General features: G+C 40.2%; 5 protein-coding genes. All 5 read left to right on the forward strand.

Annotated elements, in window-relative coordinates:
* Positions 1–30: 30 nt before the first annotated feature.
* Positions 31–1,920, forward strand: coding sequence for a molecular chaperone HtpG (htpG, locus tag OQX61_RS17045; RefSeq protein ID WP_265842998.1), 1,890 nt, complete (start codon positions 31–33; stop codon positions 1,918–1,920).
* A 156-nt stretch (positions 1,921–2,076) separates the two neighbouring features.
* Positions 2,077–2,802: a DUF4397 domain-containing protein gene (locus OQX61_RS17050; protein ID WP_265842999.1), complete on the forward strand. Its 726-nt coding sequence runs from the start codon at positions 2,077–2,079 to the stop codon at positions 2,800–2,802.
* Positions 2,803–2,982: 180 nt separating this feature from the next.
* On the forward strand, positions 2,983–3,552 hold the full coding sequence (locus OQX61_RS17055) for an RNA polymerase sigma factor (RefSeq protein WP_265843000.1): 570 nt from the start codon (positions 2,983–2,985) through the stop codon (positions 3,550–3,552).
* Between the two features lie 62 nt (positions 3,553–3,614).
* Entirely contained in the window at positions 3,615–5,093 is a 1,479-nt protein-coding gene (locus OQX61_RS17060; protein ID WP_265843001.1) for a hypothetical protein, read from the forward strand.
* A 157-nt stretch (positions 5,094–5,250) separates the two neighbouring features.
* Positions 5,251–7,377 (forward strand): M3 family metallopeptidase, encoded by a 2,127-nt coding sequence (locus OQX61_RS17065; RefSeq protein WP_265843002.1) that lies wholly within the window; start codon positions 5,251–5,253, stop codon positions 7,375–7,377.
* Positions 7,378–7,456 lie beyond the last annotated feature (79 nt).

The raw sequence follows: 7,456 nt of genomic DNA on the forward strand, positions 1-7,456 counted from the left end.
TAGGCTATGTACTTAAAAATGAGTTAACATATGAGCATAGAAGAAAAAGGAACCATTTCCATTCACACGGAGAACATTTTCCCGATCATCAAAAAATTCCTGTATTCAGACAATGAGATATTCCTGCGCGAGCTGGTATCCAATGCAGTAGATGCGGTACAAAAGATTAAACGTCTTGCTGCATTAGGACAATACAACGGAGAGCTGGGTAACCCATTGGTAGAAGTAGCGGTTGATGCGGATAAAAAAACCATTACCATTACAGATAATGGTTTAGGTATGACTGCTGAGGAGATCAAGAAATACATCAATCAGGTGGCTTTCTCCGGAGCAAGTGAGTTTGTAGAGAAGTTTAAAGACGCGAAAGACGCAAACGAAATCATAGGTAAATTCGGTTTAGGCTTTTATTCGGCCTTTATGGTATCGGATTTAGTAGAAATCCAGACCCTTTCTTACCAGGATGGTGCAGAACCTGCACGTTGGGTTTGTGATGGTAGTACTTCATTCGAAATTTCTGCAGGTAACAGAACCACTCGTGGTACGGAAATTACCCTGCACATTAACGCAGAATCAGAAGAGTTTTTGAGCAAAAATAAACTGGAAGAAATTCTGGAGAAATATGGTAAGTTCTTACCGGTACCGATTAAATTTGGTACAAGAACAGAACACGTTGCCGATGGTGAGGATGAAGAAGGAAAGCCAAAAACAGTAGCTGTTGAGGTGGATAATATCATCAATACCACCAACCCGATCTGGACTAAAGCACCTGCAGATTTGTCAGATGAGGAATATCTTGCATTTTACAAGCAATTGTACCCTTACGCAGAAGATCCTTTATTCTGGATTCACCTGAATGTAGATTATCCTTTCAACTTAACGGGCGTATTATACTTCCCTAAAGTGAAGAATGATTTTGACATGCAACGCAACAAAATCAAGTTGTTTTCACGTCAGGTATTCATCACAGATGAGGTAAAAGACATCGTTCCTGAATTCTTAATGTTGTTACACGGGGTAATTGATTCACCGGATATTCCTTTGAATGTTTCCAGAAGTTTCCTTCAGGCAGACAGCAATGTGAAAAAAATCAATAGCTATATCACGAAGAAAGTAGCAGATAAACTTCAGGAACTTTTCAATAAAGACCGTAAAGGTTATGAAGAGAAATGGGGAGATATCGGTTTATTCGTGAAATATGGTCTGGTAAGCGAAGAGAAATTCTACGATAAAGCGAAGGATTTTGCCTTGCTAACCAATACTAAAAACGAAAATTATACTTTAGAAGAATACCATGATAAGGTAAAAAATTTCCAGACCGATAAAAATGGTCAGGTAGTTTATATCTATTCAACGGATCCTTCTAAACAAGATACGTTTATCCAGTCGGCCAATAAAAAGGATTACGATGTGTTGCTGATGAACTCAGCAATCGATAATCACTTTATCAGCTTCCTGGAAAATAAACTGGAGAAAACATTATTGAAACGTGTTGATTCTAGTGTTGCCGATAAACTGATCGAAAGAGATGACGCTATCGAATCTGTATTAACAGAAGATCAGGCGAAAAAGGTGACTGACATCTTTACTAAAGCGATTACCAAACCAGGAATGCAGGTAGAGGTAGTTGGTCTGAATCCGGAAGAGTTGCCGGTAACAGTAACGATGGACGAATTTATGCGCCGCATGAAAGAAATGGCACAAATGGGTGGCGGAATGGGCTTATATGGCAGCATGCCGGATAGCTATAAAGTAGCCATCAATGGTAACCATAAACTGATTGGTAAGATTCTTTTGACCGACAATGAAGAGGAACAGGGATTATTGGCTAAACAAGCCATAGATCTTGCTTTATTGGCGCAGGGAATGTTAACAGGTGCGGAATTAACTGCTTTTGTAAGTAGAAGCGTAAATCTGATCTAGTCTTTTTTTTATAGGATACAAAACCCCGTTACAGCAATGTAGCGGGGTTTTTCATTTTAATTTATTTGTGGTTGTAGCGTTTTTAAATGGAGCCCCGTTTAAGGAGGAAAAGGCTAAGAGCCAACAATTAACCATTTATATATTAAAAATTTAATTATGAGCGTTTCAAACCAATTTAAAACAATAACTAAGACTTTCATTGCAGTCGCTGCGGTTTCTGTAGTTTTTTCAGCATGTCAAAAGAAATACAATGATATGGAGCCAATTGAGCTGGCTGCGTTGACCATTGTTCATGCTGGTCCGGATACTCAGGAACTTGATTTTATAATCGGTAGCCAAAGAGCCAATAAAGATGCCTTTAAATATGGTGCTAAAATTGGCTACCTGGGCTTATATCCTGGTAGCAGTGCAATTGGGGTTACAGAAAGAGAAAAGACTAAATTCCTTTTGACAAAAAATGAATTGTACCAGTCAGGAAAGTTTTATACTACATTTTTAGTAGATACCGGTAGCAAAAGAGCCTTCTTAACGATCAATGATAAGTTAGATAGTATCAAGGTGAATGAAAAAGCGAAAGTTCGTTTCATCAATACAAGTCCTGAAGTACAAACTTTAGATTTAGCCATCACTGGTTCTGCAACGGACATCGCCAGCAACAAAGCATTTAAAGAATATAGTGTATTTACAGATGTAGAGCCAGGTGAAAGCGTTGCACTGGAAGTAAAAGATCACGTTACTAAAGAAGTTAAAGCGACACTTCCTGCAATGAAGCTTGAAAAAGGTAAATTCTATACCGTTTGGGCTAAAGGATTTAAAGGCAAAGCAGAGACTGATTCTCTAAAATTCAAAGCAGCAGTTTACAATGTTGCCTTAAAACAATAATACCATAAAGCAGCCGGCTCTTTAATGGGCCGGCTTCTAAAGCGGTTTATTTGGAAATGCGTAAATTAGCAGTCCAGGGTATCCTGTTTTAGAAGAAGTTCGGAAAAAAAGAGCTTTCAAAAGCTGATTGATCCGGACAATGATCAAGAATTTAAAAAATCTTAATGGTGTTAGAAAAGAATGCTCAAGTTTGAGGACGTTTTAGCTGGATGTTTGAAAAATGACAATAAATGCAAGGAGGTGGTTTATAAATCATTTTACGGGTATTTAATGGGCGTTATTTTAAGGTATGTCAACGATCGTAATGATGCTGAAGAGCTGATTAATGATTGTTTTATTAAGATTTTTAAAGGAATAGGGCAGTTTGGGGCGCCCAAAGATCCGGAACAGTTACAAAAAGCATTTAAAGGATGGGTGGCTAAAATTTCTTCCCGTACTGCAATTGATTTTTTACGTAGTAAAAGAACATTTTTATATGTGGATGATATGGAAGAGCCGCCGCAACCGATCACAGAGTTAAATGCCATTTCTCAACTCCATGTACAAGACATTATGAAGTTATTGAATGAGCTGCCGGAAACGCATAAATTGATTTTCAATATGTATGAACTGGAGGGCTTTTCTCATGAAGAGATTTCAAAACTATTAAATATACCGGAAAGTTCCAGTCGGGTTTACCTGACCAGAGCAAAGAATAAATTAAGAATATTGTATTCGAAATCATTGGTTACTGATTTTGAGACAAATTAAAAGGCGCGCGAGAGGAATAACAGGGGATGAATGGGGGAATTGACAAAAATAAAAATATAAGGATGAAACCGAATGAACATATAAAGTTACCTGATGATGAGCTGATCGCTCATATCAAGGGGCAATTAATGGCTCATGAGGAAGACTATGCTCCCGGGGCATGGGAAAATTTCAATTCCGGCAAGCCAGCAAAAAAAAGGGGGATGTTTTTCTGGATGGGAAGTCTGAGTAGCGCTGCCGCGTTGATTTTGATCGGCTTTGCTATATTTTTCATAAATGATAAAAAGGAAGGACTGAAACCTTCAATATTGACCGGTGCTAAACCTTCAGATCAACATAGGGGATCAACGGAAGAGGAAACTGCTAAAACTACAACGCCCGGAGGGGATGTTTCGAAGTCTGATGCACTGGTTAAGGTTTCGGGGTCTGCTGAATTGGCGAAAGATTTGAAGTCCGATGAAAGGACTAAGGAAACCGGAATTGCAGGTTCTGTCCCTGATATTACAGGAAAAGGAGTAAATCCTGCTACTGTAGGCGGATTGGCAAAAGTGTCTGGCAGCACTTTCACAGACAGAAGTCAGAAGGTAATGACTGTAGGCGGTCTTTCGGATCAGCCTAATCAGACAAACGCAGCGAAAGCTATAAATCCGATAATACAACAACCATTAAATGCTGCGGTAGCCTTTTTTAATAATTCGGAAAGGGCAACAACAATTCCAGAAAATATAGCTATTCCTGCACAACGTCAGGAGCAAAAAGCAGTGGTCGCTGAAGCTCCTGCGGAAGTAAAAACACAGAGTCTGGAAGAGTTTTTAGCGCAGGAATCTAAAAATGGCAATGCGAGAGGAAAAAGGGCCAGTACTAATCTTGCGGCATTAGCAATGCAGAAAGACAAATGGGAGATGGGTGTAATGGTGGCCCCTTCTTTTGGCAGCAGCAAGAAATTAAATATGGGCTATGGCCTGAGTATGGGCTACGCTTTGAGTAAAAAGATATCCATCAATTCAGGGATCTCTTACAATGAAATGGGCGCATCCAGAACTATGGCTTCTGCTCCGGGTGGGGGACAACAGGATATGCCTTCGACAATGACAAAAGGCTTGGCTGGTAACAGTAAAGAACTGAAAGCGGTAGACGCTAACCTTCGGGGAATAGATATTCCTTTAGAAATCCGTTATCGCCTGACTAAAAATCTATATGCCAATGTGGGGGTCTCGGCCTTTGCGGTACTGAATCAAAATCAAAAAAACACTTTTCTGGAAAGTCAGGTGCAAAGCAGTCCGGTTGATCCGGGGAGCGCCGCCTCAACGACTTTTAAAGCCAATGTGTTGAGTACCACGGTGACGGAAGAAAAGCAAACTTCAAATCTTAAAACAGATCCTTATCTTGGATTCTATAACTTTTCTCTGGGTTACAAACAGCAAATATCCAGGGGAAAATCAGTTTCTTTAGAGCCATTTGTGAAGCTTCCGATTAAGGAGTTCACGCAGGAAAACCTTTACCTGATTGGAACAGGGTTGCGGTTGAAGTTTGATTTCTAATTTATGAAAACAGTGACTATCGGTGTTTAAATAACCTTATTTTTAATTTTGTTGCAACAATGATACTTTTTAAGAATAGCACCAGCCGTTTTAAAAATTATCTTTGTAAAAGCCTGGGCTACCAGGCTTTTTGGTTGATTAATAAATTTATTAGAGAATGAACTTAAAAAAAGGAATCCCTTCTATGCTTATAGTTTGCGGTATGCTCCTGGTGACCGATAAAACGGTAATGGGACAAAGCACAAATCCATTTATGGAAACGTATAACACTCCACATGGGGTGCCTCCATTTAACAAAATTACCAATGCGCATTATGTACCGGCCTTTCAGGAAGGAATGAAGCAACAGCAGCAAGCGGTTGCCGCAATTTATAAGCAACGATCGGTACCAACTTTTGTAAATACGGTAGTGGCTTTAGAAGAAAGCGGAAAGTTACTGTCAAAAGTAAGCACGGTGTTCTTTAACCTGAGTTCCGCAAATACCTCTCCTGAACTGGAAAAAATTGCACAGCAAATGGCTCCGGAATTGTCGAAACATAGTGACGATATTTACCTGAATTCTGAATTATTCAAAAGAGTAAAAACCGTATATGATAAACGTGCTTCTTTAAAACTGAGCGCAGAGCAACAGCGCCTGTTGGAGAAAACCTATAAATCGTTTGTGAGAAGTGGCGCCAACCTGAACGAGGCACAGCAACAACAAATGAGAGCCATTAATAAAGAGTTTTCTTTGCTGACCTTAAATTTTGGACAACATTTGCTGGCTGAAGTCAATGCTTACGAATTAATCATAGACAATCAGGCTGATCTTGCCGGTTTGCCGGAATCGGTAAAAGCAGTTGCAGCAGCTTCTGCAAAGCAGGCTGGAAAAGAAGGGAAATGGAGGTTTACCCTGCATACACCAAGTGTAACTCCTTTTCTTCAATACTCAGAAAATCGCGCCCTGCGTGAAAAGATGTACAATGCCTATATCAATCGTGCCAATCATGATGATGAGAATGACAACAAAAAGATCATTTCTCGTATTGTAGCCTTACGTGCAGAAAAAGCAGCATTATTAGGTTATAACAGTCATGCTGACTTTGTATTGGAAGAAAGCATGGCGAAATCGCCGAAAGAAGCTTACGACCTGCTAAACGGCCTTTGGGACGCAGCGTTACCTGTAGCTAAGCAAGAAGCGGTAGAGATGCAGAAAGTGATGGATAAAGAAGGTCGCAACGAAAAGCTGGAGGCCTGGGATTGGGCACATTATGCAGATAAAGTGCGTAAAGAAAGATATAATTATGATGCAGAAGCATTACGTCCATACTTCCAGATCGACAATGTAAGAGATGGTTTTTTTAAGGTGGTGAACAAACTGTATGGCATTACTTTTACTTTACTTCCGGAAGTTCCGGTATACCATAAAGACGTATCCGCGTATCAGGTGAAAGAAGCTGATGGTACCCATGTTGGTGTCATCTACATGGATTTCTTTACCCGCAGCTCTAAACGTGGTGGCGCATGGATGACCTCTTATGCAACACAATCTTATGAAAACGGGAAACGTGTTGCGCCGGTAGTTTCTATCGTTTGTAATTTCTCCGGACCTAATGGTGACGAGCCTGCGTTATTTACAGCGGATGAGGTGACTACTTATTACCATGAAATGGGACACGCCCTTCATGGCTTATTATCCAATGTACAATATAGAAGTCTGGCAGGAACATCTGTTCCCCGCGACTTTGTGGAACTGCCTTCTCAGGTGATGGAGCATTTTGCTTTTGAGCCGGAAGTACTTCAGTTTTATGCAAAACATTACAAAACAGGTGCAGTTGTTCCTCAGGAATTGATCGACCGCATGAAGAATGCTTCGAAATTTAACCAGGGCTTCGAAACCGTAGAATACCTTGCGGCATCTTTACTGGATATGGGATTCCATACCGTACCCGCAGGGAAAGACGTGAATGCAACGGAATTTGAAAGTTCAGAAATGAATAAATATGGATTGATCAAACAAATTGCACCACGCTACCGTAGCACTTATTTCCAGCATATCTTCGCTTCCGGTTACTCAGCGGGCTATTATAGCTATATCTGGTCGGCAGTACTGGATAGTGATGCCTTTGCTGCTTTTAAAGAAAGTGGAAACATCTTTAACCCGGAAGTGGCCAGATCTTTCCGTAAAAACGTATTGGAAAAAGGTGGAACTGTAGAACCAATGGACTTATATAAAGCCTTTAGAGGTCAGGAGCCAAACATGAAATATCTGCTAAAAGACAGAGGGCTGGACAAGGCACTTTAACCATAGCTTTATTTTGTTGGGTTCAGGATGCTGTTTATTCCTGCCCGATAACTAAAAAATGACCAACATCTTCGAATTT

This window comes from Pedobacter sp. PLR (assembly GCF_026239675.1).
Taxonomy (GTDB): Bacteria; Bacteroidota; Bacteroidia; order Sphingobacteriales; family Sphingobacteriaceae; genus Pedobacter.

Coding starts and splice junctions, on each gene's coding strand:
- OQX61_RS17065 (WP_265843002.1), top strand. CDS start 5,251: ATGAACTTAAAAAAAGGAATCCCTTCTATGCTTATAGTTTGCGGTATG.
- OQX61_RS17055 (WP_265843000.1), top strand. CDS start 2,983: ATGCTCAAGTTTGAGGACGTTTTAGCTGGATGTTTGAAAAATGACAAT.
- OQX61_RS17060 (WP_265843001.1), top strand. CDS start 3,615: ATGAAACCGAATGAACATATAAAGTTACCTGATGATGAGCTGATCGCT.
- htpG (WP_265842998.1), top strand. CDS start 31: ATGAGCATAGAAGAAAAAGGAACCATTTCCATTCACACGGAGAACATT.
- OQX61_RS17050 (WP_265842999.1), top strand. CDS start 2,077: ATGAGCGTTTCAAACCAATTTAAAACAATAACTAAGACTTTCATTGCA.